Annotated in this window: 38 protein-coding genes; 37 read left to right on the top strand and 1 reads right to left on the bottom strand. The window is 32.9% G+C overall.

Translation table 11 applies throughout. From position 1 onward, the window contains the following. Positions 1 to 20: 20 nt before the first annotated feature. The 37 genes from rpsC (at position 21) to ACJTHF_RS08710 (ending at position 23653) form a co-directional block, all read left to right on the top strand. Positions 21 to 674, top strand: a complete 654-nt coding sequence (gene rpsC, locus ACJTHF_RS08890) for a 30S ribosomal protein S3 (protein WP_025906790.1) — start codon at positions 21 to 23, stop codon at positions 672 to 674. A gap of 2 nt (positions 675 to 676) precedes the next feature. After that, on the top strand, positions 677 to 1111 hold the full coding sequence (gene rplP, locus ACJTHF_RS08885) for a 50S ribosomal protein L16 (protein ID WP_016998807.1): 435 nt from the start codon (positions 677 to 679) through the stop codon (positions 1109 to 1111). Continuing rightward, positions 1101 to 1316, top strand: a complete 216-nt coding sequence (rpmC, locus tag ACJTHF_RS08880) for a 50S ribosomal protein L29 (protein ID WP_016998808.1) — start codon at positions 1101 to 1103, stop codon at positions 1314 to 1316. Before rplP ends, rpmC begins: the two co-directional genes overlap by 11 nt. 23 nt (positions 1317 to 1339) lie before the next feature. Further along, a complete protein-coding gene (gene rpsQ / locus ACJTHF_RS08875; protein ID WP_016911101.1) occupies positions 1340 to 1603 on the top strand; it encodes a 30S ribosomal protein S17 in 264 nt (87 codons plus the stop codon). 33 nt (positions 1604 to 1636) lie between these two features. Continuing rightward, positions 1637 to 2005, top strand: coding sequence for a 50S ribosomal protein L14 (rplN, locus tag ACJTHF_RS08870; RefSeq protein WP_016911102.1), 369 nt, complete (start codon positions 1637 to 1639; stop codon positions 2003 to 2005). Positions 2006 to 2048: 43 nt separating this feature from the next. Then, positions 2049 to 2369 carry a 50S ribosomal protein L24 gene (rplX, locus tag ACJTHF_RS08865; RefSeq protein WP_048541067.1) on the top strand — a complete coding sequence of 107 codons (321 nt, stop codon included), beginning with the start codon at positions 2049 to 2051 and terminating at the stop codon, positions 2367 to 2369. Positions 2370 to 2394: 25 nt separating this feature from the next. After that, entirely contained in the window at positions 2395 to 2934 is a 540-nt protein-coding gene (gene rplE / locus ACJTHF_RS08860) for a 50S ribosomal protein L5 (protein WP_025906788.1), read from the top strand. 27 nt (positions 2935 to 2961) lie between these two features. Further along, the gene (locus ACJTHF_RS08855; RefSeq protein WP_016998812.1) at positions 2962 to 3147 is read left to right on the top strand and encodes a type Z 30S ribosomal protein S14; all 186 of its coding nucleotides are present in this window, start codon (positions 2962 to 2964) and stop codon (positions 3145 to 3147) included. Positions 3148 to 3176: 29 nt separating this feature from the next. Continuing rightward, positions 3177 to 3575 carry a 30S ribosomal protein S8 gene (gene rpsH, locus ACJTHF_RS08850; RefSeq protein WP_025906787.1) on the top strand — a complete coding sequence of 133 codons (399 nt, stop codon included), beginning with the start codon at positions 3177 to 3179 and terminating at the stop codon, positions 3573 to 3575. A gap of 29 nt (positions 3576 to 3604) precedes the next feature. After that, complete coding sequence (rplF, locus tag ACJTHF_RS08845; protein WP_025906786.1) at positions 3605 to 4141, top strand: 50S ribosomal protein L6; 537 nt, start codon at positions 3605 to 3607, stop codon at positions 4139 to 4141. Positions 4142 to 4168: 27 nt separating this feature from the next. Next, on the top strand, positions 4169 to 4531 hold the full coding sequence (gene rplR / locus ACJTHF_RS08840) for a 50S ribosomal protein L18 (protein WP_037589017.1): 363 nt from the start codon (positions 4169 to 4171) through the stop codon (positions 4529 to 4531). Positions 4532 to 4549: 18 nt separating this feature from the next. Continuing rightward, the gene (gene rpsE / locus ACJTHF_RS08835; protein ID WP_025906784.1) at positions 4550 to 5050 is read left to right on the top strand and encodes a 30S ribosomal protein S5; all 501 of its coding nucleotides are present in this window, start codon (positions 4550 to 4552) and stop codon (positions 5048 to 5050) included. A 16-nt stretch (positions 5051 to 5066) separates the two neighbouring features. Further along, positions 5067 to 5246, top strand: a complete 180-nt coding sequence (rpmD, locus tag ACJTHF_RS08830; protein ID WP_025906783.1) for a 50S ribosomal protein L30 — start codon at positions 5067 to 5069, stop codon at positions 5244 to 5246. A 30-nt stretch (positions 5247 to 5276) separates the two neighbouring features. Continuing rightward, on the top strand, positions 5277 to 5717 hold the full coding sequence (rplO, locus tag ACJTHF_RS08825) for a 50S ribosomal protein L15 (protein ID WP_025906782.1): 441 nt from the start codon (positions 5277 to 5279) through the stop codon (positions 5715 to 5717). After that, positions 5717 to 7018, top strand: a complete 1302-nt coding sequence (secY, locus tag ACJTHF_RS08820) for a preprotein translocase subunit SecY (protein ID WP_048541066.1) — start codon at positions 5717 to 5719, stop codon at positions 7016 to 7018. The genes rplO and secY overlap by 1 nt, the downstream gene beginning before the upstream one ends. A gap of 18 nt (positions 7019 to 7036) precedes the next feature. After that, positions 7037 to 7684 carry an adenylate kinase gene (locus ACJTHF_RS08815; RefSeq protein WP_048541064.1) on the top strand — a complete coding sequence of 216 codons (648 nt, stop codon included), beginning with the start codon at positions 7037 to 7039 and terminating at the stop codon, positions 7682 to 7684. A 307-nt stretch (positions 7685 to 7991) separates the two neighbouring features. Then, positions 7992 to 8210 (top strand): translation initiation factor IF-1, encoded by a 219-nt coding sequence (gene infA / locus ACJTHF_RS08810; protein ID WP_001118443.1) that lies wholly within the window; start codon positions 7992 to 7994, stop codon positions 8208 to 8210. A gap of 32 nt (positions 8211 to 8242) precedes the next feature. Next, on the top strand, positions 8243 to 8356 hold the full coding sequence (gene rpmJ, locus ACJTHF_RS08805; RefSeq protein WP_003156543.1) for a 50S ribosomal protein L36: 114 nt from the start codon (positions 8243 to 8245) through the stop codon (positions 8354 to 8356). A 20-nt stretch (positions 8357 to 8376) separates the two neighbouring features. Beyond that, a complete protein-coding gene (gene rpsM, locus ACJTHF_RS08800) occupies positions 8377 to 8742 on the top strand; it encodes a 30S ribosomal protein S13 (protein ID WP_048541062.1) in 366 nt (121 codons plus the stop codon). 22 nt (positions 8743 to 8764) lie between these two features. Then, positions 8765 to 9154, top strand: a complete 390-nt coding sequence (gene rpsK, locus ACJTHF_RS08795; RefSeq protein ID WP_025906484.1) for a 30S ribosomal protein S11 — start codon at positions 8765 to 8767, stop codon at positions 9152 to 9154. Between the two features lie 82 nt (positions 9155 to 9236). Then, entirely contained in the window at positions 9237 to 10181 is a 945-nt protein-coding gene (locus ACJTHF_RS08790) for a DNA-directed RNA polymerase subunit alpha (protein WP_025906483.1), read from the top strand. Between the two features lie 16 nt (positions 10182 to 10197). Continuing rightward, entirely contained in the window at positions 10198 to 10563 is a 366-nt protein-coding gene (rplQ, locus tag ACJTHF_RS08785; protein WP_025906481.1) for a 50S ribosomal protein L17, read from the top strand. Positions 10564 to 10892: 329 nt separating this feature from the next. After that, the gene (locus ACJTHF_RS08780; protein WP_058591144.1) at positions 10893 to 11699 is read left to right on the top strand and encodes an energy-coupling factor transporter ATPase; all 807 of its coding nucleotides are present in this window, start codon (positions 10893 to 10895) and stop codon (positions 11697 to 11699) included. Continuing rightward, positions 11696 to 12559, top strand: a complete 864-nt coding sequence (locus ACJTHF_RS08775; RefSeq protein WP_078354932.1) for an energy-coupling factor transporter ATPase — start codon at positions 11696 to 11698, stop codon at positions 12557 to 12559. The genes ACJTHF_RS08780 and ACJTHF_RS08775 overlap by 4 nt, the downstream gene beginning before the upstream one ends. After that, positions 12552 to 13349 (top strand): energy-coupling factor transporter transmembrane component T family protein, encoded by a 798-nt coding sequence (locus ACJTHF_RS08770; protein ID WP_078354931.1) that lies wholly within the window; start codon positions 12552 to 12554, stop codon positions 13347 to 13349. Before ACJTHF_RS08775 ends, ACJTHF_RS08770 begins: the two co-directional genes overlap by 8 nt. Before the next feature lie 10 nt (positions 13350 to 13359). Continuing rightward, the gene (gene truA / locus ACJTHF_RS08765) at positions 13360 to 14163 is read left to right on the top strand and encodes a tRNA pseudouridine(38-40) synthase TruA (protein ID WP_232157256.1); all 804 of its coding nucleotides are present in this window, start codon (positions 13360 to 13362) and stop codon (positions 14161 to 14163) included. Between the two features lie 209 nt (positions 14164 to 14372). Then, entirely contained in the window at positions 14373 to 14810 is a 438-nt protein-coding gene (gene rplM, locus ACJTHF_RS08760) for a 50S ribosomal protein L13 (RefSeq protein ID WP_025906474.1), read from the top strand. 19 nt (positions 14811 to 14829) lie between these two features. Then, positions 14830 to 15222, top strand: coding sequence for a 30S ribosomal protein S9 (gene rpsI, locus ACJTHF_RS08755; RefSeq protein WP_025906473.1), 393 nt, complete (start codon positions 14830 to 14832; stop codon positions 15220 to 15222). A 639-nt stretch (positions 15223 to 15861) separates the two neighbouring features. After that, on the top strand, positions 15862 to 17094 hold the full coding sequence (tyrS, locus tag ACJTHF_RS08750; RefSeq protein WP_232157254.1) for a tyrosine--tRNA ligase: 1233 nt from the start codon (positions 15862 to 15864) through the stop codon (positions 17092 to 17094). Between the two features lie 40 nt (positions 17095 to 17134). Continuing rightward, positions 17135 to 17701: a histidine phosphatase family protein gene (locus ACJTHF_RS08745; RefSeq protein WP_107609005.1), complete on the top strand. Its 567-nt coding sequence runs from the start codon at positions 17135 to 17137 to the stop codon at positions 17699 to 17701. A 3-nt stretch (positions 17702 to 17704) separates the two neighbouring features. After that, complete coding sequence (locus tag ACJTHF_RS08740) at positions 17705 to 18199, top strand: NUDIX domain-containing protein (protein WP_232157253.1); 495 nt, start codon at positions 17705 to 17707, stop codon at positions 18197 to 18199. Positions 18200 to 18410: 211 nt separating this feature from the next. Then, positions 18411 to 20999 carry a TrlF family AAA-like ATPase gene (locus ACJTHF_RS08735; protein ID WP_075578139.1) on the top strand — a complete coding sequence of 863 codons (2589 nt, stop codon included), beginning with the start codon at positions 18411 to 18413 and terminating at the stop codon, positions 20997 to 20999. A gap of 215 nt (positions 21000 to 21214) precedes the next feature. Continuing rightward, positions 21215 to 21892: a YjjG family noncanonical pyrimidine nucleotidase gene (locus ACJTHF_RS08730; protein ID WP_232157251.1), complete on the top strand. Its 678-nt coding sequence runs from the start codon at positions 21215 to 21217 to the stop codon at positions 21890 to 21892. 130 nt (positions 21893 to 22022) lie between these two features. After that, the gene (locus ACJTHF_RS08725) at positions 22023 to 22502 is read left to right on the top strand and encodes a hypothetical protein (RefSeq protein ID WP_078354928.1); all 480 of its coding nucleotides are present in this window, start codon (positions 22023 to 22025) and stop codon (positions 22500 to 22502) included. 10 nt (positions 22503 to 22512) lie between these two features. Next, positions 22513 to 22722 (top strand): helix-turn-helix domain-containing protein, encoded by a 210-nt coding sequence (locus ACJTHF_RS08720; RefSeq protein ID WP_025906456.1) that lies wholly within the window; start codon positions 22513 to 22515, stop codon positions 22720 to 22722. 80 nt (positions 22723 to 22802) lie between these two features. After that, entirely contained in the window at positions 22803 to 23174 is a 372-nt protein-coding gene (locus ACJTHF_RS08715) for a VOC family protein (protein ID WP_025906454.1), read from the top strand. A gap of 17 nt (positions 23175 to 23191) precedes the next feature. After that, complete coding sequence (locus tag ACJTHF_RS08710) at positions 23192 to 23653, top strand: DinB family protein (RefSeq protein WP_025906453.1); 462 nt, start codon at positions 23192 to 23194, stop codon at positions 23651 to 23653. A 21-nt stretch (positions 23654 to 23674) separates the two neighbouring features. On the opposite strand, the gene ACJTHF_RS08705 is transcribed toward ACJTHF_RS08710, so the two are convergent. Further along, on the bottom strand, positions 23675 to 23818 hold the full coding sequence (locus tag ACJTHF_RS08705) for a hypothetical protein (RefSeq protein WP_171992045.1): 144 nt from the start codon (positions 23816 to 23818) through the stop codon (positions 23675 to 23677). Between the last annotated feature and the right edge of the window lie 11 nt (positions 23819 to 23829).

Genomic DNA, 23829 nt, shown 5'->3' with positions numbered 1-23829 from the left:
ATCATTAAGGAGGGAATATAGTGGGTCAAAAAATTAATCCAATCGGACTTCGTGTCGGTGTAATTCGTGACTGGGAAGCAAAGTGGTATGCAGGTAAAGACTTCGCAACACTTTTACATGAAGACTTAAAAGTTCGTAAATATATCGCAGAAGCATTAAAAGAAGCTTCAGTTTCAAGTGTTGAAATTGAACGTGCAGCAAACCGTATCAATATCGCTATCCACACTGGTAAACCAGGTATGGTTATTGGTAAAGGCGGTTCAGAAATTGAAAAATTACGTAACAAATTAAACGCATTGACTAACAAAAAAGTACACATCAACGTTATCGAAATCAAAAAAGTTGATTTAGATGCAACATTGGTAGCAAATAATATTGCTCGTCAATTAGAAAACCGTGTATCTTTCCGTCGTGCTCAAAAACAAGCTATCCAACGCGCAATGAAATTGGGAGCTAAAGGTATCAAAACTCAAGTATCTGGTCGTTTAGGTGGCGCAGATATCGCTCGTGCAGAACAATATTCAGAAGGAACTGTTCCACTTCATACATTACGTGCAGACATTGATTTCGCACATGAAGAAGCCGACACTACTTACGGTAAATTAGGTGTTAAAGTATGGATCTACCGTGGAGAAGTTCTTCCTACAAAGAAGTCTAGTGAAGGAGGAAAATAATAATGTTATTACCAAAGCGTGTTAAATTCCGTCGTCAACATCGTCCAAAAACAACTGGTCGTTCAAAAGGCGGAAATGAAGTAACATTTGGTGAGTACGGTTTACAAGCTCAAACAGCAGCTTGGATTACTTCTCGTCAAATCGAATCAGCTCGTATCGCAATGACACGTTACATGAAACGTGGCGGAAAAGTATGGATTAAAATATTCCCACATACACCTTATACTAAAAAACCTTTAGAAGTACGTATGGGTTCAGGTAAAGGTGCAGTTGAAGGATGGGTAGCAGTAGTTAAACCAGGACGTATCTTGTTCGAAGTTGCAGGTGTTCAAGAAGAAGTTGCACGTGAAGCATTACGTCTTGCAGCACACAAACTTCCAGTTAAATCTAAGTTTGTAAAACGTGAAGAATTGGGTGGTGACACAAATGAAAGCTAAGGATATCAGAAATTTAACCACTACTGAAATTGAAAAAGAAATCAAAGAAGCTAAAGAGCAATTATTCAACTTACGCTTTCAGTTAGCAACTGGTCAACTTGAAGAGACTGCTAACATTCGAAAAGTTAAAAAGACGATTGCACGTCTAAAAACAATCGTTCGCGAAAGAGAAATCGAAGAAGAGAAAGCAGCAGATAATAAATAATCAAGTAGAGGAGGTTCATTACTGTGAGTGAAAGAAATGACCGCAAAGTTTACGTTGGTAAAGTAGTTTCAGATAAAATGGATAAAACTATTACAGTAGTTGTTGAAACATACAAAACTCATAAATTATATGGTAAACGCGTAAAATATTCAAAAAAATATAAAACGCATGATGAAAACAATTCAGCAAAAATGGGCGATATCGTTAAGATTGCAGAAACACGTCCTTTATCATCAACTAAGCGTTTTCGTCTAGTTGAAATCGTTGAAGAATCAGTAATTATTTAATAGAAGTATAAAGATAAGGGAGGTCAAACAAAGATGATCCAACAAGAAACACGTTTAAAAGTAGCAGACAACTCTGGTGCTCGTGAAGTATTAACAATCAAAGTTTTAGGCGGATCTGGTCGTAAGACAGCTAACATTGGTGATGTAATCGTCGTTACTGTTAAAAATGCTACACCAGGTGGCGTTGTTAAAAAAGGTGAAGTTGTTAAAGCTGTTGTTGTACGTACTAAATCAGGTGTACGTCGTGAAGATGGCTCTTACATCAAATTTGACGAAAATGCATGTGTAATCATCCGTGATGACAAAGGTCCACGTGGTACACGTATATTCGGTCCTGTAGCGCGTGAATTACGTGAAGGTAACTTCATGAAAATCGTTTCTCTAGCGCCAGAGGTACTTTAATCTATAATGATAAAAAACAAAATTCCTAAGGAGGTGCCTACACATGCACGTACGTAAAGGTGACAACGTAATCGTTATCTCAGGTAAAGATAAAGGTAAAACTGGTAAAGTTTTAGAAGCATTACCTAAGAAAGAACGCGTAGTTGTAGAAGGTGTTAACATCATTAAAAAACACCAAAAACCAACTCAGTTCAATCCAGAAGGTGGTATCTTAGAAACAGAAGGTACTATCCACGTATCAAACGTTCAATTACTTGATCCTAAGACAAACGAACCAACTCGTGTTGGATTCAAAGTAGTAGATGGTAAAAAAGTTCGTATCGCTAAAAAATCTGGCGAAGAAATCAAATCATCAAATGAATAATTATTAAGTGAAAGGAGGATCCACTTTGACACGTTTAAAAGAAAAGTTTAATAATGAAATTTCTGCTGAGTTAGTTAAGAAATTTAACTATAGTTCAGTTATGGAAGTACCAAAAATCGAAAAAATAGTTGTAAACATGGGTATCGGTGATGCAGTTCAAAACTCTAAAGTTTTAGACTCTGCAGTTGAAGAACTTCAAGCAATCACTGGTCAAAAACCATTAGTAACTAAAGCTAAAAAATCTATTGCGACTTTCCGTCTTCGTGAAGGTATGCCAATCGGTGCAAAAGTTACATTACGTGGAGAAAGAATGTATGAATTCTTTGATAAATTAATCTCAGTTTCATTACCACGTGTACGTGACTTCCGTGGTATCTCTAAAAAAGCATTCGACGGTCGTGGAAATTACACTTTAGGTGTTAAGGAACAATTAATTTTCCCTGAAATCGACTATGATAAAGTAAGTAAAGTACGAGGAATGGATATCGTTATCGTTACAACTGCTAACACTGACGAGGAAGCTCGTGAATTGTTAACACAATTCGGTATGCCATTTCAAAAGTAATCTCTAATTATAAAGGAGGCTAATTAAGTGGCTAAAAAATCAATGATCGCTAAACAACAACGTAAACAAAAATTCGGAGTTCGTGAATACACTCGTTGTGAACGTTGTGGACGTCCACACTCAGTATATCGTAAATTCAAACTTTGCCGTATTTGTTTCCGTGAACTAGCATACAAAGGCCAAATCCCTGGCGTACGTAAAGCTAGCTGGTAAACTCAAAAGAATGAAAGGAGGAAACACAAATGACAATGTCAGATCCAATTGCAGATATGTTAACTCGCGTGCGTAACGCAAACATGGTACGTCACGAAAAATTAGAGTTACCTGCATCAAACATTAAAAAAGAAATCGCTGAAATCCTTAAAAAAGAAGGATTCGTAAAAAGCGTAGAATATATCGAAGATGATAAGCAAGGTGTTATCCGTATGTTCCTTAAATATGGTCAAAACAACGAGCGCGTTATCACAGGATTAAAACGTATTTCTAAACCAGGTTTACGTGTTTATGCTAAAGCTGATGAACTTCCAAAAGTTCTTAACGGTTTAGGTATTGCACTTGTTTCTACATCTGAAGGTGTTTTAACTGATAAAGATGCTAGACAACGTGGAATCGGTGGAGAAGTATTAGCTTATATCTGGTAATTATAAAATTATAAGGAGGTGCCCACATAATGAGCCGTGTTGGTAAGAAAATTATTGAGATCCCTTCAGACGTTACTGTTACTATCGAAGGTAACACAGTAACAGTTAAAGGATCTAAAGGTGAATTAACTAGTACTTTTAATGAAGAAATGACATATAAACAAGAGGACAACAGCTTAGAAGTTGTACGTCCATCTGACTCTAAAGAACATAAAACAATCCATGGTACAACTCGTGCTTTAATCGCTAACATGATTGAAGGTGTATCTAAAGGTTTCGAGAAAAACTTAGAACTTATTGGTGTTGGTTACCGTGCCCAAATGCAAGGTAAAAATATCATCTTAAACGTTGGTTATTCTCACCCTGTAGAAATCGTTGCTGAAGATGGAATCACATTATCAGTAGAGAAAAACACTAAAGTTAAAGTAGAAGGTATTTCAAAAGAACGTGTTGGTGCAATTGCATCTTATATCCGTTCAATCCGTCCACCAGAACCTTACAAAGGTAAAGGTATTCGTTACGAAGGCGAATATGTTCGTCGTAAAGAAGGTAAAACTGGTAAGTAATCATTAAGATAAGAAAGGAGCACTAACATGATCGCTAAAATCGACAAAAATAAAGTTCGTTTGAAAAGACATGCCCGCGTACGTGCTAAATTAGCTGGAACTAGCGAAAAGCCACGTTTAAACGTATATCGTTCAAACAAACATATTTATGCTCAAGTAATTGATGACTTAAACGGTGTAACAATCGCTCAAGCATCAACTGTAGATAAAGAATTTAACCTAGAGCAATCAGGTAATGTAGAAGCAGCTGCTAAAGTAGGCGAAATCGTTGCAAAACGTGCCGCTGAAAAAGGCGTTGACGCTGTAGTATTTGATCGTGGAGGATATTTATACCACGGACGTATCAAAGCATTAGCTGATGCAGCTCGTGAAAACGGACTTCAATTTTAATTTAAAGGAGGGACACTCATGCGTCGTAAAGAACAAGAAGTTAAAGAATTTGAAGAGCGCGTAGTTACGATTAACCGTGTAGCTAAAGTAGTTAAAGGTGGTCGTCGTTTCCGTTTTACAGCTTTAGTAGTTGTTGGAGATAAAAATGGTCGCGTAGGTTTCGGTACTGGTAAAGCTCAAGAGGTACCTGAAGCAATTAAAAAAGCAGTAGAAGATGCTAAGAAAGACTTAGTAACAGTTCCACGTGTTGAAGGAACAACTCCTCACCAAGTTATTGGACGTTTTGGTGCAGGTCGTGTTTTAATTAAACCAGCAGCACCTGGTACAGGTGTTATTGCAGGTGGACCAGTTCGTGCCGTTTTAGAACTTGCTGGTATCACTGATATCTTAAGTAAATCATTAGGTTCTAACACACCAATCAACATGGTTCGTGCTACAATCGAAGGACTTAAAGAACTTAAAAATGCCGAAGAAGTAGCTAGTCTACGCGGTAAATCAGTAGAAGAATTATTAAATTAAGGAGGGAACAAACACTATGGCTAAATTAGAAATCACCCTCACTCGTAGCGTTATTGGTCGTCCTGAAACTCAACGTAAGACAGTTCAAGCGCTAGGACTTAAAAAAACAAACTCAACTGTAGTAGTTGAAGATAATCCTGCGATTCGTGGGCAAATCGACAAAGTAAGTCACTTAGTAAAAGTTACTGAAAAATAAATTCATCTAAAGTATTAAGGAGGTGCCAAAATGAAATTACATGAGTTGAAACCAGTTAAAGGTGCTCGTAAAGAACGTAACCGTGTTGGTCGTGGTATGGCTACAGGTAACGGTAAAACAAGTGGTCGTGGTACTAAAGGTCAAAAAGCACGTTCAGGTGGCGGTGTTCGTTTAGGTTTCGAAGGTGGTCAATTACCATTATTCCGTCGTTTACCAAAACGTGGATTCACTAACATCAACCGTAAAGAATATGCAATTGTTAATCTTGATCAATTAAATCGTTTCGAAGAAGGAACTGAAGTTACACCAGCATTATTAGTAGAATCAGGTGTTGTTAAATCTGAAAAATCTGGCGTTAAAGTTTTAGGAAACGGTTCATTAGAAAAGAAATTAACAATAAAAGCTCATAAATTCTCAGCTTCAGCTATTGAAGCAATCGAAGGTAAGGGCGGAACGCATGAGGTGATCTAATGTTTGAAACGATCGTTAGTTTTTTGAAGACTAAAGATATTCGTAACAAGATATTATTCACACTAGCAATGCTCGTTATATTTAAAGTTGGAACATATATTCCAGCTCCTGGTGTTAATCCAGATGCTTTTAATCAAAATAAAGGTTCGCAAGGTATTACCGATTTGTTTAACACATTCGGTGGAGGTGCCTTGCAGAACTTCTCAATTTTAGCTATGGGTATTATGCCTTACATTACTGCTTCAATCGTAATGCAATTATTACAAATGGATGTTGTACCTAAGTTTACAGAGTGGTCTAAACAAGGTGAAGTTGGTCGTAAAAAGATTAATCAATTTACACGTTACTTCACAATTGTATTAGCCTTTGTTCAAGGCTTAGGTATGTCGTATTCATTTAATAATATGCTCGGTGGTAATTTAATTCAAAATACTTCAGTCTTAAATTATGTGTTAATAGCACTTGTTTTAACTGCAGGAACAGCTTTCTTAATGTGGTTAGGTGAACAGATAACACAATTTGGTGTTGGTAATGGTATATCTATTATTATCTTCGCTGGTATATTATCTTCTATGCCAAACTCATTAATTCAGTTTTACCAACAAAGTTTTGTTGGCGCAGATGATACTACTATGGCTTGGTTAAAAGCGATTGGTTTATTCGTAGGTATGATTTTACTTACTGTTGGTGCAGTTTATGTACTTCAAGCAATTCGTAAAATTCCTATTCAATATGCTAAACGTCAAACTCAAGGCGCAGGTGGTTCTTTATCTGCAAACGCAACATATTTACCTTTAAAAGTTAATGCAGCAGGTGTAATTCCGGTAATCTTTGCGATGGCATTCTTTATGCTTCCGAAGACTTTAACATTATTCTTCCCTGATCAAGAATGGGCGCAAACAGTTACAAATTACGCAGATCCTTCTCATAATATTGGTATGATTGTATATGTTATTTTAATTATAGCTTTCGCATACTTTTATGCATTTGTTCAGGTTAATCCTGAAAAGATGGCAGAAAACTTACAAAAACAAGGTAGTTATGTACCAGGTATTAGACCTGGAGATCAAACTAAAAAATACATCACTAAAGTGCTTTATCGTTTAACGTTTGTGGGATCAATTTTCTTAGCTTTAATTTCTATTATTCCGATTTTAGCAATTAAGTTAATGAATTTACCTCAAGCAATACAAGTTGGTGGTACTAGCTTACTAATCGTTATCGGTGTTGCAATTGAAACAATGAAAACTTTAGAAGCTCAACTCAATCAACGTGAATATAGAGGCTTTAGAAGACGATAAGCAAGTAGGAGGGTTTTTATGAACATCATTTTAATGGGTTTACCTGGTGCAGGTAAAGGTACTCAAGCGAGTGAAATTGTTAAGAAATACCCTATTCCTCATATCTCAACTGGTGATATGTTCCGTAAAGCGATCAAAGAAGAGACTGACCTTGGTAAAGAGGCTAAATCTTATATGGATCGCGGGGAACTTGTACCAGATGAAGTGACTATAGGTATCGTTAGAGAAAGACTAGCTGAAGAAGATGCGAAAAAAGGATTTTTACTAGATGGTTTTCCTCGTACAGTTGAACAAGCTGATGCATTAAATGAAATTTTAAGTGACTTAAATCGTAAAGTAGATGCTGTTATTAACATCGAAGTTGCGGAAGAAGAACTTATGAATCGTTTAACTGGCAGAAGAATTTGTGAAGTATGTGGAACAACTTATCATTTAGTATTTAATCCACCAAAAGTTGAAGGTGTTTGTGATCTTGACGGTGGTAAATTATATCAACGTGAAGACGATAACCCTGAAACAGTAGCAAATCGTTTAAGTGTTAATGTTAAACAAACTAAACCACTTTTAGATTTCTATGAAAATCAAGGTGTCCTTAAAAACATCGATGGTTCTAGACAAATTGATAATGTTACTGAAGATGTTATTCAAATTCTTGAATCATTATAGTAATGACGCTTTCACCCCGAATTCGCCTAGCTTTAGGTGATTCTTGAACGCGTGAATGCGTTCAATTTTAAGAATCAAGATAGTATTTAGGTTTTTGGAATACAATCGGAGTGATTACAAGAAGCGATAAGTATTTGAAGTGTTGTCGAATGCAAATCTTAAGTATTAAATCATCCCAATTTTATAAACCTGTGCTTATTCTATGTGATTTAATCACCTAAAGTATGTCTCTAATTTTGGACCAGGTTTTAAAACATGAAATACGTTTGTATTTCACGAGAATGAATAGAAAAAGGGGGAAATGATCATGGCTAAACAAGATGTAATCGAATTAGAAGGTACAGTATTAGATACTTTACCAAACGCTATGTTTAAAGTAGAATTAGAAAATGGACATGAAATTTTAGCACACGTTAGTGGTAAAATCCGTATGAACTATATTAGAATTCTACCTGGCGACAAAGTAACAGTTGAAATGTCTCCGTATGACCTAACACGCGGAAGAATCACTTATCGTTATAAATAATCGTCACTCCAAATACAAGGAGGTATACAAAGATGAAAGTAAGACCATCAGTAAAACCAATTTGCGAAAAATGTAAAGTTATTCGTCGTAAAGGTAAAGTAATGGTGATTTGTGAAAATCCAAAACACAAACAAAAACAAGGCTAATAAAAGAGAGGTGTAAATAAATGGCTCGTATTGCAGGTATTGACGTACCACGTGAGAAACGCGTAGTAATCTCGTTAACTTACGTATATGGTATCGGAAAAACAACAGCACAAAAAATTCTTAAAGAAGCAAACGTATCTGAAGACACACGTGTTCGCGATTTAACTGATGACGAATTAGGTCGTATCCGTGAAGTTGTAGATGGTTACAAAGTTGAAGGTGACCTTCGTCGTGAAAGAAACTTAAACATTAAACGTTTAATGGAAATCGCTTCATACCGTGGAATTCGCCACCGTCGTGGTTTACCAGTTCGTGGTCAAAACACTAAGAACAATGCGCGTACGCGTAAAGGACCAGTTAAAACAGTAGCGAACAAGAAAAAATAATAAGTAAAGGAGGCACATATAAATGGCACGTAAACAAGTTTCTCGTAAACGTAGAGTTAAAAAGAATATTGAAAGTGGTGTAGCTCACATCCGTTCAACATTCAACAATACAATCGTAACGATCACTGATGATTTCGGTAATGCATTATCATGGTCTTCAGCAGGTGCGTTAGGATTTAAAGGTTCTAAAAAATCAACACCTTTTGCAGCTCAAATGGCTTCAGAAACAGCTTCAAAAGCTGCTATGGAACACGGTTTGAAAACTGTAGAAGTAACAGTTAAAGGTCCTGGCCCAGGTCGTGAATCAGCGATCCGTGCGTTACAATCAGCTGGATTAGAAATCACAGCAATTAAAGACGTAACACCAGTTCCACATAACGGATGTCGTCCACCAAAACGTCGTCGTGTATAATTTTTGTTAGTTCTAATGTTCAAGAGTCACTGGATAGAAATTAATAAAGTTTAATCGACGTTTATAAGGAGGATATATTTAAATGATTGAAATCGAAAAACCTAGAATTGAAACAATAGAAGTTAGTGATGATTCTACATTCGGTAAGTTCGTTGTTGAACCGCTAGAACGTGGTTATGGTACAACACTAGGCAACTCCTTACGTCGTATCCTATTATCTTCATTACCAGGTGCGGCAGTTAAAAATATCGAAATTGAAGGTGTACTTCACGAATTCTCAGCAGTTGAAAATGTAGTTGAGGATGTTACTACTATCATTATGAACATCAAGAAATTAGCTATAAAAATCTACTCTGAAGAAGATAAAACACTTGAAATCGATATTAAAGATGAAGGTGAAGTTACTGCGAAAGATATCATGCATGACAGTGATGTTGAAATTTTAAATCCAGATTTAAAAATTGCAACAGTTTCTAAAGGTGGACACCTTAAGATGCGCTTAATTGCTAATAAAGGTCGCGGATATGCTTTAGCTGAACAAAATAACACAAGTGATTTGCCAATTGGTGTCATTCCAATCGACTCACTTTATTCTCCAGTAAATCGTGTGAACTATACAGTTGAAAATACACGTGTAGGGCAAAGTAGTGATTATGATAAATTAACAATCGATGTTTGGACAGATGGTTCGTTATCTCCTCAAGAAGCTGTTTCTTTAGGTGCTAAAATCATGACTGAACACTTAAACATTTTTGTTAATTTAACTGATGAAGCACAAAATGCTGAAATCATGATTGAAAAAGAAGAAGATCAAAAAGAAAAAGTACTTGAAATGTCTATCGAAGAATTAGACTTATCAGTACGTTCTTATAACTGTCTAAAACGTGCAGGAATTAATTCTGTACAAGAATTAGCAGATAAATCTGAGGCAGATATGATGAAAGTTCGAAACTTAGGTCGTAAGTCTCTTGAAGAAGTTAAATATAAATTAGAAGATCTTGGTCTTGGTTTAAGAAAAGAAGACTAATAAAGGAGGTTAATTCATGGGTTACAGAAAATTAGGTCGTACTTCTGATCAACGTAAAGCAATGTTACGTGACTTAGCTACTCAACTTATCGTTTCTGAACGTATCGAGACTACAGAAGCTCGTGCTAAAGAAGTTCGTAAAGTTGTTGATAACTTAATTACTTTAGGTAAAAAAGGTGATCTAGCTTCACGTCGTAGAGCTGCTCAAACGATTCGTGACGTTAAAATCTTAGAAGATGACAAAACAATCACTGCATTACAAAAATTATTCAATGATGTTGCGCCACGCTATGAAGAGCGTCAAGGTGGATATACTCGTATCATGAAAGTTGGTCCACGTCGCGGTGACGGTGCTGAATCAGTAATTATTGAATTAGTATAATCTATTCTTTATTGGAGTGACGAAAGTCACTTCAATCATTTCTATATAAATACAATTTATTTAACACACACAAAGCAAATGAGTGCAATGATAATGTTTACCACACATAGATATTGTCTAGCTCAGAGTACTCCACCACATTTGAATGACTTATTGCGTGAACTCGTCTATGGTGGAGTGCGCGCTTTTTTATTTTAAATCCGTTTATACGGATTTTTTTTATTGCATTTTATTTTATAATAGTTAGTATGTTTAAAGTAATTAATGCTTACAATTTCGTATGTATACTGTAAAATATATAGTAATTAACTTGTTGAAGGATGAATGTTATGGTGCAGGAAAATTTGATTAGGTTCTCGAACGTTACATTTAAATATGATGAAAATGAACCAGCTGCACTTCGCAATGTTTCGTTTAATATACAAAAAGGCAAGTGGACATCTATTGTCGGACATAATGGTTCAGGAAAGTCTACAATTGCTAAATTAATGATGGGTATTAACCAAAATTATGAAGGTGAAATCGTAGTTGATGGCATCTTACTGTCGAACGATACAATTGATGAAGTGAGAAGACATGTAGGTATTGTATTTCAAAATCCTGATAATCAATTTATTGGTTCAACTGTAGAGTATGATGTAGCATTTGGTATGGAAAATCAAAGTATAGACTATCACGTTATGCATGAAATAGTTGATGAGGTATTAACAGAAGTTGGCATGTCAAACATGAAAACATTCGAACCAAGTCATCTTTCTGGTGGACAGAAACAACGTGTCGCTATTGCAGGCATATTAGCAATGTCACCAGACATTATGATTTTAGATGAAGCGACAGCTATGCTTGATCCTGAAGGTAAAGAGAGTATTATGAACTTAATTAAATCTATTCAAATTGAACACCACTTAACAGTTATCTCTATTACACATGATTTAGAAGAAGCTGTTAATGCTGATGAGATTATTGTTATGAATAAAGGTGAAGTTTATAAACAAGACATACCTGAAGAAATATTTAAGCAAGGTGCCTATTTAACTGAAATTGGTTTAGACTTACCTTTTGCTATGAGAATGAACTACTTGCTCAATCATAATTATGAATATACAACATTCGAACAGTTGGTGAATCGAATATGAAAATAACGTTTGATCAAGTCACTTATGACTACAGTATAAAGACACCATATCAATATAGAGCTTTAAATCAAGTTTCGACGACATTCACAGAATCTAAATTTTATGCCATTGTAGGCCAAACAGGTTCTGGTAAATCAACATTAATTCAGCACTTAAACGCTATATTAAAGCCGACTGAAGGACAATTGAAAATCGGCGATACAAATATTACGAAGAAGACGAAATCAAAGAAATTAGCGCCAGTGCGTAAAAAAGTAGGTATCGTCTTTCAATTTGCAGAACATCAATTATTTGAAGATACAGTTGAAAAAGATATTATTTTTGGACCGCTCAATTACGGTACGGATAAAGAAGCAGCTATTCAAAAAGCAGAATCTCTTATGGATTTGTTAAGCATGGATCGTAGCTTATTAAAGAAATCGCCATTTGAGCTCTCAGGTGGTCAGAAACGACGTATAGCCATTGCCGGTGTATTAGCTATGGAACCTGAAATACTTGTCCTTGACGAGCCTACAGTGGGCTTAGATCCGAAAGGGCAACATGATATGATGGAACTCTTCAATGACATCCATGAAAATCTCGGTATTACGGTTATCTTAATTTCACACCAAATGGATATCGTACTTAAATATGCGGATGAAGTTAAAGTCATTAAAGCTGGTGAAATCGTTGCAGAAGATAAGCCAGTTAATATTTTTACAAATAATGAACTTCTGAATCAAACGCATCTTGAGCCACCTAATATTATTAAACTTCAACAAGCAGTTGAAGCTAAATATGATATGAAGTTTGATCAAATCGCGACAAGTGAAGAGATGTTTAAAGATATGTATGAAAAGCAGGTGAAGCCTCATGACTGATAAGTTAATAATCGGGCGATACATACCTGGTAATACAATTATCCATCGATTAGATTCACGTATGAAAATGCTGTATGTATTTATATTTATGATATTAATATTCTTTTGTAATTCATGGGCATCTTATGGCTTTATGGTGTTAACTGTATTAATCATCATGTATTTAGCACAAATAAGATTCTGGTTCTTAATTAAAGGATTAACACCTGTAATGCTGCTGTTTATTTTTACGTTCATCATGCATTTAATTGTGACGAAAGGCGGACCAGTCATCATTGATTTAAAGCTATTCACAATTGAACAAAATGGTATTGTACAAGGTGCATTTATCGTTTTAAGACTTGCGCTTTTAGTGATGATTTCTACAATCATGACGTTAACAACAAGTCCGATAAGCTTAACAGATGCAATAGAATCAATGTTGAGACCATTAAAAAAGGTTAAGTTCCCAGTCCATGAACTCGCAATGATGATGTCCATATCTCTTAGATTTATCCCAACATTAATGGATGAATTAGATAGAATCATAAAAGCACAAACATCTAGAGGATCTGACGTAACAGCAGGTAGTATATTTAACAGATTAAAAGCTATTATTCCGCTACTCATTCCGATGTTTATATCGGCGTTTAAACGAGCAGATGATTTAGCAGTGGCTATGGAAGCTAGAGGTTATAACGCTTCAAATCAACGAACAACCTATCGTAAATTAAAATGGAAACTAAGAGATAGTATTGGATTCGCAACAATTATTGTTGTAGCAATAGCATTATATTTATTAAGGAATTGAGGTGCAGACTTTGAGAATGTTAGTGAAAATTTCATATCACGGTGGACAGTTTATGGGATTTCAAATTCAACATCATGAACGAACTGTGCAATATGAATTTGAGAGAATTCTAAAAAGAATGCATCAAACATTTGTAAGAATACATCCTTCAAGTAGAACGGATAAAGGCGTGCATGCTATTGAGCAATATTTTCATTTTGATACACCATTAAATATTAAACCAGATAAATGGGAATATGCTTTTAATTCGGCATTACCTAAAGATATACATGTACAAAGTGTAGAACAAATTGATGAAGACTTTCACTGTAGGTATGATTGTGTAGGTAAGAAATATCGTTATAAAGTTTATATCGATCCAGAAAGACATGTATTTGAACATGACACAAAAGTACAACAAAAGAAACCCGTTGATATTGATTTGATGAATCAAGCTGCACAACATTTTATAGGTACACATGACTTTACAAGTTTCTGTTCACAAAAGACTGAAGTACAAAATAAAGAACGTACAATTTATCAAAGTGAAGTCGTTGAAACAGATGATGGATTTGAATTTATCGTTACAGGATCAGGCTTTTTATACAATATGGTAAGAGTGATGGTCGCTTATTTAATACTCGTCGGTGAAGGGAAGAGAAGCGGTGATGATATTCATCAGCTTCTTGAAGAAAAAGATCGAAACAAAGTACCACATACAGCACCAGCACATGGTCTATATTTAGAAAAAATTTATTTAGATAAAGCAGAACTTATTAATGAGTTCGGAAATGGTATCAAAATATATAATAAAAAGTCTTCAGAAAATGTTTAAAACCAATTGACAAAAAGACAAATAAATTATATTATAGACAACGGTATTGTTTTATATCACCACCACGATAAGCCCCGGAATCTTATTGTGTTTTAAGATATAGAAGCAGGAATCAGACTAAGGAAATAAGATGTATGTATGAAGCTTTGGTACAGGTAATTACATACATCTTAACCCAGAACTTTTTTAAAATTTAGGAGGACACTATAATGCGTCAAACATTTATGGCTAATGAAGCAAACATCGATCGCAAATGGTACGTTGTTGATGCTGAAGGACAAACGTTAGGTCGTTTATCATCAGAAATCGCATCAATCTTACGCGGTAAACATAAAGTAACTTACACACCACACGTTGATACAGGAGATAACGTTATCATCATTAACGCTGAAAAAATCTACTTATCAGGTAATAAAGAACAAGATAAAATTTACTACCGTCACTCAAATCACCCAGGTGGATTAAAATCAGTATCTGCTGGTGAATTAAAAGAGAAAAACCCAGTTCGTTTATTAGAAACATCTATCAAAGGTATGTTACCTAAGAGCAAACTTGGTGAAAAACAAGGTAAAAAATTATTCGTATATGCTGGTGCAGAGCATCCACATGCTGCACAACAACCTGAAAACTACGAGTTACGTGGTTAATTAAGAGGAGGATACTACATTGGCACAAGTTGAATATAAAGGCACAGGTCGTCGTAAACATTCAGTAGCACGTGTACGTTTAGTACCTGGTGAAGGTAACGTAACAATTAACAAACGTGACGTACGTGACTACTTACCATTTGAATCATTAATTTTAGATTTAAACCAACCATTTGATGTAACTGAAACAAAAGGTAACTACGATGTTTTAGTAAACGTTCAAGGTGGAGGTTTCACTGGACAAGCACAAGCTATCCGTCACGGAATTGCACGTGCATTGTTAGAAGCAGATCCAGAATACCGTGGATCATTAAAACGCGCTGGATTACTTACACGTGACCCACGTATGAAAGAACGTAAGAAACCTGGTCTTAAAGGTGCTCGTCGTTCACCACAATTCTCAAAACGTTAATATCGGCAAAGCTGTTGCGTACTTCTTCGCTTACAGCTTTGGTACGCAAATTGTATATGCAATTTGTGTTCAATCGAATATACGTTTCAACACTTCTCGAACAACTTCGAGGAGTGTTTTTTTGTATGTGGAAATATATGTGGTGGTATGATTAAATAATAAAAGTCTTTGATTAAATTTTAGGAAATAAGGGTCAATAAATGAGTACTGTAAAACAGGATGGATTATTTCAATACCTGATGATTATAAAAAAGTAATTGAACTAGAAAAAATTAGGTAAGTTCATGTTAGAAAATGGAGTCCTATTTTTTAATACTTATTCACATAATAGGTGCTTAAATTGTAATGAATAAAATTTATATTAACAGAGAATCTCAAAATTTTCATTGACGGAATTTTTAGAAAATAATATAATTATTTTAATTTAATATTAATTGAGGAAGAACAAGTAAGTATTTATTAAACTTTAAGAGAGCTGATGGTAGCTGGAAATCAGTAGTTAATCTATATTGAATACATCTTCTATATAAATCAATTTGGTAACTTTTTAGTTATGTTATTAGAGAATCAAGTTTGGTGGTACCGCGATTATACGCCCATACATTATGTATGGGCTTTTTATTTTGAGGAGGATTATTTATGGAGTTAAATGTTAAACAGAAGAAGGAGTTTGAATTACAAAAAGAAACATTATTAAATGGACTTGTAGATATTGTCAGTAAAGATAATTTCGAAGAGAAATTAAAGAAATCAATCATAAGCAATGAGCCTTTAAAAATTAAATTTGGACTTGACCCAACTGCACCTGATGTTCATTTAGGACATACAGTAGTAATTAATAAATTAAAACAATTTCAAGATTTTGGACATCAGGTGCAAATTATTATTGGAGATTTTACAGGAAAAATAGGAGATCCGAGTGATAGAGAAGCGACAAGAAAGCAATTAACAGATCAAGAAGTTATCTATAATGCAAAAACATATTTTGATCAAATTTCAAAAATTATAGATAAAAAGAATATTGATGTATTTTATAATTCAAAATGGTTGAAGAAATTAGACTTGGAAGAAATATTAAATATTTCTTCATCAATAACGTTAACAAGATTATTGGAGCGTAAAGATTTTACTAATAGATTTAAGAATAATAAACCAATAGCGCTTCATGAGTTTTTCTATCCTTTAATGCAAGGATATGATTCAGTAGCACTAGAATGTGATATTGAGATTGGTGGGACTGATCAACTATTCAATCTATTGATGGGACGTCATATGCAAGGTCATTATAATCAGCAAGAACAAGTAGTATTAACGCTACCATTATTAGAAGGATTAGATGGTGTACAAAAAATGTCTAAGTCAAAAAAAAACTATGTTGGAATAGATGAAAGTCCTAAAGATATGTACGGAAAATTAATGAGCTATCCAGACTATTTAATGGAGAAATACATCAATTTAGTTACACATTATAGTTTAGAGGATAAAAATAATTTAATTAAAAATATCAAAGAAAATAAAATACACCCTAAAACAGCAAAAATGAAGATTGCAAAACATATCGTTTCTTTATATCACGGTGAAGAAAAAGCGGGAATTGCTGAACAAGAATTTAACAATGTATTTGGGAAAAATGCATTACCAGAAGATATAGAAGAATTGGAACTAGTAGAAGGTGTATATGATACATATGAATTGCTCACAGAGAAGTTGTTTTTATTCAACTCAAAAAGTGAAGCAAGACGAATGGTTGCAAATGGTGGAGTTAAGATTAACGGAGTAAAATTATTAAAGGATAAAAAATCGATAAATATTGAAAATGGAATGATAGTTCAGGTAGGCAAAAGAAAGTTTGTGAAAGTAAAAATTTCATAGAATGATTTTAACTTTAAATTAAGTCGAGAGGAATTCATAGGTGATTACATACATTTATTTTATTAGACACGCTGAATCTAAATTTGTATTTTGTCAAGAACGTGAGCGACCAATAACTGAAAAAGGGATTATAGATTCAAGAAAGGTTTCAGAGAAATTACATGATGTTGAATTTGATTCATTTATCTCTAGTGTATATAAAAGGGCTATACAAACATTAGAACCATTAGCTCATAATGAAAACATAGAAGAATTTGAGGAATTACGAGAAAAAACTTTAAAAGGTCAATATAAGATTGATGAAAAGTCATTAGAAAATACAATTAAAAAATCTTTTGTAGATATTGATTTTAAATTAGAAGGTGGCGAAAGTACGAGAGAAGTTCAAAATAGAGCAATACCAATAATTGAAAAAGTACTTAATAATGATGAAATTCAAAATATAGCAGTAGGTACTCATGGAAATATATTAACCTGTATTTTAAATTATTATGATCAAAATATCGGATATGACTTTTGGAAATCATCATCAAAACCTGATATTTATAAATGTAAGTTTCATGAATGTGAATTAATAGAAATAGAAAGGATTAAAGGTGTCGTCTAATTTATGATTAATAATCTAAGAAGTATGACCTCTATTTATATTATTAACAACGATGAAATATTATTACTATATCGTAAAGGTAGTAGAGTTCTAAATGACCTATGGATTGGATCGGCTGGAGGACATTTTAATGATAATGAATTAGATAAACCATATGAATGCATAGTAAGAGAATTAAATGAGGAGTTAAATATTGAATTACAAGATATTAAAAATTTGAATTTGAGATATATTACTTTAAGGAAGGTTAATAATGAAGTTAGACAAAATTACTATTATTTTGCAGAACTAAATGAAATTTTTGATAGGGATATTGAATCAAATGAAGGTGATTTAAAATGGTTTAATATTGACGAATTACCATTTGATGAAATGCCAATAACTTCTAGGGAAGTATTAAAGAATTTTATTAAACATAGGAATATAAATGATAATATATATTGTGGCTCAGTCAGTCATAATAAAATAAACTTTTTACATATGTTGGATATTAGGTAAGAGTATATAGAAAAGGAAATTTTGAATTTAACACTATTTTATTAATTAGATTCCAAAAGCATATACAGGTAAATTTAAAAAATTTAGTCGAAATTTGCCGATAAATTTCCAAGAAAAATTAGGATGAAGTAGTACAATAGACTTGTAATACATAATAAATACCTATCTTTTAATGGTAATATTAAGATACAGAATTAAATGGAGGGATATCATGTTTAAAAGCGGAACAGAATGGATAAGAGCAGATTTTCATCTTCATACTAGAGTGGACAAAGAGTTTTGTTATTCTGGAGATGATGATCGCTTCATAAGTGATTATGTAGAGCAACTAAAAAAAGAAAATATTAAATTAGGAGTTATTACTAATCATAATAAGTTCGATCTAAATGAATATAGAGGCTTGAAGAAAAAAGCTAAAAGAGAAAACATAACATTATTACCAGGAGTCGAGCTATCTGTTAAAGAGGGAGCTAATGGTATCCATTGTTTGATAGTATTTAAAGATGAAGACTGGATTAATGGGAAATCGGAAAATATTAATCAATTTCTTGATGAAGTTTTTAAAGGTATTGAAAATAGGGAACATGAAAATACGCGTTGTAATAAAGACTTGTCTGGAACAATTGAATGTTTAGAGTCGTATAACAATGATTATTTCATTATAATGGCTCACATTGAGCAAAAAAGTGGTTTTTTCAATGAGTGTAACGGAGGTCTTATAGAATCGTTAAGCAAGAATAGTTGGTTTAAAAGTAAAGTTCTTGGTTTTCAAAAAGGACGAACTAGAGACAAAATGAAGCAACTTGAAAACTGGATGGGGTATAATCTCCCATATATTGAGGGTTCAGATTGCAAATCTATTGACCAAATAGGAAAGGGAAATAAGTCTTATATTAAGATTGGAGATGGGAATTTCGATTCAGTAGTACTTGCATTCAAAGACTATCAAAATAGAATTTCTCTGTCTAAAAAAGAGTATAATCATGGATACATAAAATCCGTTAAATTCATTGGTGGAAAAATGAATAATCAAAAGATAAATTTATCACCGGAATTAAATAGTTTAATTGGGATTCGAGGTAGTGGTAAGTCAAGTATAATAGAGGCTATCAGATATACTCTAGATATGTCACCATCAACAGCTGATGAAGATTATAAATCAGATGTAGTAAAAAACCTTATAGAATCAGGTGGACAAGTAATAATTGAACTTCAAGATAATCATAAAAATAATTATAAAATAAAAAGAATATTAGGAGAAACACCTCATATTCTTGATGATAATGACTCTGAAATTGGAATTACAATAAATTCTATCCTTCAAACTCCTTTATATTTTGGACAAAAAGATTTATCATACATGGATAATGGATTTGAACTAGAATTATTAGATAAATTAGTTGGAAAGAAAACAAAATCTTTTCAAGTCAATTTAGATAGAATAAACGATAAATTAATCAATGGAATCAATCAATTATTCAATCTAAACGATCAAATCGATACTTTGCCTGATTTAAGGAGAGACTTAAGTGAAATAGAGCATAAGATAAAAATATTTGAAGAGAAAGGTCTATCGTCAAAGCTATCTAAACAGGTTAATTTCCAGAAGGATGAAAGAAATATAAAGAACGCATATGAATTAATTAAAAACTTCAAGGTTAATGCAGAAGAATTATTGAATTCTAATAATTTTAAAGAACTTATTGAACTAAGTGAGCTTGAATCTAAGGAAGTACCAGATTTATTTAAAAAGTTATCACAAGAAATTTCTACTATAATTAGTAACAAAAAAGAAATTGAGAAAATTATAGAAAATATTGATTCCAGTTCCAAACTAGTTAAAAAATATTTAGTTGATATTCAACAAACTATACAATCACTTGAGGAAGAGTTTGCCGAGATTAAAAGAGAAATTGATATACCAAATTTAAATCCTGATGATTTTGCAAAGCTTAAAGTTGAAGAAGAAAATTTAATAAAGTCTATAGATCAAGTTACTGACCAAGAAGGTAGAAAAGATGAAATTAAAACTAAAATTCGAACTTCCTTAGTTGAAAGAAATGATTTATTACTTGAAGAATTCCAAGTTTATAAAGAAGAGATTGAAAAAATTAATTCAAATCAAGACGCACTTGAGTTAAGTATTGAGTTTAAAGGTAATAAAGAGATTTTTCTCGAAAATTTAATACAATCATTTAGAGGATCTAATATAAATCAAAATACTTATAAATCTATCTGTGAAAAACATTCTGATTTTTTATCCCTTATAGTAGATATTTTATTAGAAAACTCTAAAAAAACTTCTAGTCTAGTAACTGAAATTCAGTTATCAAAGTTAAAAGAAAAAATCAAAGAAAGCTATAGTGAACTATTAAAGATTAGAACACCTAACAAAATTGAAATAAAGTATCATGGAAAACCTATTTTAAAACATTCTATTGGACAAAGGGCATCAGCATTAGTTCTTTTCATTTTATCTCAAAAAGATAACAACTTGATCATGATAGATCAACCAGAAGATGATCTAGATAACCAAGTGATTTATAATGAAATAATCACTAAGGTAAAAGTAAGGAAGCCTGAAGTTCAGTTTGTTTTTGCGACACATAATGCTAATATTCCAGTATTGGGTGACTCTGAACAGGTAATTGCTGTGTCTTATGATGAAAAAGAGATAATTGTAGAATCTGGAAGTATTGATAATAAAGATATTCAAAGTAAAATTGTTAATATTATGGAAGGAGGACAAGAAGCTTTTAATAAGAGGACACAAATATACAATTTATGGCAGAATGAATAATTGCTATTTATATATTATTGTAAGAATATAATATTTAAAAGGTGTATTCAACTATAATCTATCCTACTGATTCAAATAATTTCTTAATGCTTTTCACACGTTTTATCTATATAGCTATTATCGTTTCAACATTTCTCGAACAATTTCGAGGAGTGTTTTTTATATGTAATGGTATAATATATTCCATAACCTTACAGACTAAAAGGGGACTTTCGATGTATAAACATATTTTATTTGATTTGGACAATACGTTATTAGATTTTAATGCTGGTGAAAGGGAAGGGATTAGGGCGGTTTTTGAATCTGAGGGTATTGTGTTTAATGATTTGAATTTTAAACAGTATCAGGATATTAATAAGCGTTTATGGTTAGAGCTTGAGCAGGGCAAGGTTTCTAAGGATGATGTGTTAACGACTCGTTTTAAAGAGTTTTTTGAGCTGTTTGATTTAAATGTTGATGCGCGTGCTAAAGAAGCTATTTTTAGAAAGACGTTGAATAATAATCATGAGCTGGTTGATGGTGCGAAAGATATATTAAGTTATTTGAAAGAAGCGGGTTATCATCTTTATAGTGCTTCTAATGGTGTTTATGAAACTCAGATGAAAAGAATGAATGATGCAGGTATTTTTGATTATTTTGATGATCATTTTATTTCTGAGAAAATGGGATTTGAAAAGCCTCATAAACAATTTTTTGATCATTGTTTAAGTGGTGTTAAAGACGATGATATGTCACATTATTTAATGATAGGAGATACGTTAACATCTGATATTGCTGGTGCGCATGAATATGGCATTGATTCATGTTACTTTGACCATCAAAATCTTGGTAACGGGGATATAGCGACGTATGTTATAAATCATTTAGAAGCGTTAAAGGATATATGCAAATAAAAATTTATCCGAGCATAAAGCAGTTAGACTGTTTTATGCTTATTTTTATCGAAAAACGATAATTTTTATTGATAAACAATAAAAATGATGTTAAACTTTTATTGAAAAACGATAAAAAGGAGAGATTTCGATGAGTAATATTAGTAATACTGAAAAACGTAGTTATTTGATTACATTAATAGCGATGATCATACATGCTTTATTAGTGGTTGTTAATCTTGTGGTTTTCTTTAGAAAAGTACCTTTGAGTACTGCATTTGATATAAAGAGTGGCGTATTATACTACATGATATGTTTTATTATTCAAGCACTATTGTTAATTGCTTTCTTTATATTCGTGTTGAGCTTTATAAAGAACATCAACAAAAAGGATTTCTTTAATTCAGGAAATTACAATAAAATATTCTTTTCTTCAATCATTATCATGGTATATGGTACATTAAACTCAATGAAGAGTTTAATTGGTGTTGACGTCACATATAAAGAATTATTAAGTACTACTCCTTATACAACGGTATTATTGCTAAGTATCTCTTTAATGATGTTAAACTTCTTAACAATTTATAATGAATCAGAATCAATGAAAGAAGAACATGATTTGACTGTTTAAGGGTGACAAGATGATAAAAATTAAATTAGATGAAATATTAAAAGAGAGGCATGTTTCTCTGACTGAACTTGCTCAAGAGGTAGATATTACGATTGCAAATTTATCTATTTTAAAGACTGGAAAAGCTAAAGCTGTTAGATTTAGTACACTAGAAGCAATATGTGAATACTTGGATTGTCAGCCTGGTGACATCATGGTTTATGAAAAGGATGCAGAGTGAAATTAAACTTTGTTATTTTTGCACTTGAATCGTATATAGCGTATTCTAAATGTAATAAATGAATGAAGGTGATATGTATGATTGAAAAGTTACATCAAGTCATGTTATATGTTGATGATCAAGAAAAGGCTGTTGAATTTTGGAAGGATGTAATGAACTTTGTTGTGAAGTCTGAAGATGAGTTGCCTGAAGGTTTCAAGTCTGTAGAAATTGCGCCTAGTGAAGATGCTGAAACGTCATTTGTATTATTTGATAAAGCTTTTATTGAAAAGTACAGTCCTGAAGTGAGTTTAGAAACACCTTCTTTAATGTTTAAAGCTTCGAATTTTGATGAATTATATAAGTCGTTAAAAGAACAAGGATTAACTGGTCATGATATTATAGAAATGCCTGAGGGTAGAGTATTTAATTTTCATGATAAACAAGGTAATTATTTTGCGATTACTGAGTAAAAACGGAGGGAATTGAAATGATAGAAGCGCAGTTCCGAATTTCTTATAGTATGCTATCTGATGTTGTCAAAGATATAGATGAGAAACAAGCGGATTTTCAACTGGAGTTAGCAAAAAATAATATTAAATGGCAACTTGGTCACGTAATTGTGGCAAATGAATCATTTGTCTTTGGTACAAGTGAAGAAGGTAATATACTCGGTGAAAAGTTAGGTAAATCATTCTCACCAGGTACTTCACCACAAGATTTTACAGGTGTTGAGCCAACTTTCCAAGAATTAAAAGGTATATTAAATCAACAACTAGAAAGAATATTAAATGCACTTGATGAACAAATGGACAAATCTAGAAAAGCACCAATAGCGAATATGGATACTTTTGCAGAAACAATTTCATTTGGCATATTGCATACGAATTATCATACTGGTCAAATTAAGTTGATGAAATCAATGTTAGATAAATTAGATCAAGGCGTATAATAAAAGAGAGAAGAGAAACGATTAAGTTTCTTTTCTCTCTTTTTTGTTAGTACAGTCAAAGCATAATAATGTTTTATCTTCTTGCACAACACCCTCGATAAAGCCACTATTACAATAAATATCTGTTTGGCATTTTGCACATTTACCTACGAATTCTTTTTCCATAGAATCACACC

Source organism: Mammaliicoccus sp. RAM2 (genome assembly GCF_045897195.1).
Classification (GTDB): Bacteria; Bacillota; Bacilli; order Staphylococcales; family Staphylococcaceae; genus Mammaliicoccus; species Mammaliicoccus sciuri.
The sequence above is the reverse complement of the archived record's forward strand: the minus strand, read 5'-3'. Positions and strand labels throughout refer to the sequence as shown.